This window comes from Mesorhizobium sp. M7A.F.Ca.CA.002.05.1.1, assembly GCF_003998335.1.
GTDB lineage: Bacteria > Pseudomonadota > Alphaproteobacteria > Rhizobiales > Rhizobiaceae > Mesorhizobium.
This window is the reverse complement of record NZ_RZQI01001077.1, coordinates 1-1,823: the sequence shown is the minus strand read 5'-3', so window position 1 is coordinate 1,823 and position 1,823 is coordinate 1. Positions and strand designations below refer to the sequence as shown.

The window sequence follows — 1,823 nt, the reverse complement described above, 5'->3', positions numbered from 1 at the left end:
GTTTACATGCGGCCAAACCTCCACCGCGCCACGATAGATCATGTCCACAGCCACATAGAAAATGATCAGCAGGCCGACATAGGCAATCCAGCGGTGGCGATGCAGCAGCTTGGCAATGAAAGTCGCGGCCAGCCCCATCAGGGCGATCGACAGCACCAGGCCGATGATCAGCACCGGAAAATGGTCACGCGCCGCTCCAGCCACCGCCAGCACGTTGTCGAGCGACATCGACACATCGGCGACGACAATCTGCAAGGCAGCCTGGCCAAGGGTCTTGCGCTTCGTCTTGCCGGCGACCGCCTGGTCGTTGTTGAGGTCCGAATTCGACAGTGCCTCGGTCGCTTCCAATTCATCGGCATGGGACGTACGCAACTCGCGATACATCTTCCAGCAGACCCACAGCAGCAGGATGCCGCCGGCGAGCAGCAGGCCGACGATCGCCAGCAGCTTGACGGTAATTGCGGCAAACCCGATGCGCAGCACCGTTGCCGCCACCACGCCGAGAAGAATCGCCTTCTTGCGTTGTTCGGCAGGCAGGCCGGCCGCGGCGAGGCCGATGACGATCGCATTGTCGCCAGCCAGCACGAGGTCGATGGCGATGACCTGGAGCAGGGCGGTCAGACTGGCAGCGCTGAAAAAAATGTCCATCGACAGGAAGCCCTTGCTGATTTGCCGAGTGTTCGTCGATTATCCAGAGGCCCTAACTTGGTGGTCCCCTGGCGTCAAGGGATCACGCGTGGCTGCATCACCGAAGCAGCGTTGCGTCAAGCCGGATCAGGCTTTGCGGCACTCGCCGGCAGCCGGGCAAAACCATGGCCGATCACAAATCAATCGTAGAGATTGTACTTTGCCCAGTCGGCTTCTGGAATCTCGTCCCCGATCCGGTAACGGAGCTGCAGAACTTCCATATGGTCCGGCGCGGTCTGGCACTTGAATTTCAGCCGGTACCACTGCCCCTTGCTGCGAAACGCAGCACCCGAGCTCTTGATTGCATCGGCGCCCATCTCGGGCGTGGCGAAGGCGTAGGCGACGACGCGATCGGCTTCGAACTTGCGATCGTCATGGGTGATGCGGTCGAGCACTTCGGCGTCGCAACGCTGTTCAAGACGGGTTTGGGGATCGAGTTTCATCAGACCGGCGCGCAATGCATTGTCCATTGCGCTGGCTGGAAAACTCAGTGTCACTGACGCCAAGGCGGTCATGCAGAGCTTCTTCATGGGCGGGACAACCAACATATTTTGTCGGAGAAATCAACCGAGCGAACCGCCTCGGACGCCGCGGGAATCTTCAATCATATGGCCGGTGCGTTCAAAATTGCGTGTCGGGATTCGTCGTGCGATGCCTGCGGCCAACGGACCAAAGACGCACGGCCGGCATCGGTGAGATCGTAAAGGCCGCGGTCGACGCGCGCGAACCAGCCATAGACATTGTGCTGCAGGATTTTCGGCGCGATCGGCGTCACCGCCTTCAGATCTCGCGGCCGCCTGGGTCCGTCCGCCATGGCGGCAGCGCAGGCGAGGGCGCTTTGACGATAGGCCGTCATGATCGGATTGCGCGATCCTCCTCCGGCAACCGGATCGCCGCGACGGCGCTGGTGCTCGTCGACCAGACGAGAGCGCCGGCGGGCATTCTTGCGCGGCGCCAGCGCGATCGGGCTGAGAAGCACTTCGACCCGGTCCGTCCCGGTCACACCGAGCAGGCCGAAGCCAAGACGGCGGCAGAGATTGCGGAACCTGGCATCGCTTTCGCGGCCCTTGCCGCGGGCCGACATGCGCGCGGCCAGCCACACCTCGTCGCAGGCCGCCGCGCGATCGACACCTTGC

3 protein-coding genes are annotated in these 1,823 nt (G+C 62.4%); all 3 read right to left on the bottom strand.

The features are described from left to right. The coding region (locus EN939_RS32635; RefSeq protein ID WP_164751441.1) for a TerC family protein at positions 1-648 on the bottom strand (648 nt) is incomplete at its 3' end. Between the two features lie 179 nt (positions 649-827). Continuing rightward, a complete protein-coding gene (locus EN939_RS32630) occupies positions 828-1,235 on the bottom strand; it encodes a DUF930 domain-containing protein (protein ID WP_164748941.1) in 408 nt (135 codons plus the stop codon). Between the two features lie 56 nt (positions 1,236-1,291). Further along, the coding region (locus tag EN939_RS32625; RefSeq protein ID WP_127271636.1) for a DUF2161 family putative PD-(D/E)XK-type phosphodiesterase at positions 1,292-1,823 on the bottom strand (532 nt) is incomplete at its 5' end.

Bases quoted from the DNA above. Each gene is read 5' to 3' on its own strand.
- EN939_RS32630 (WP_164748941.1), bottom strand. From the start codon at position 1,235: ATGTTGGTTGTCCCGCCCATGAAGAAGCTCTGCATGACCGCCTTGGCG.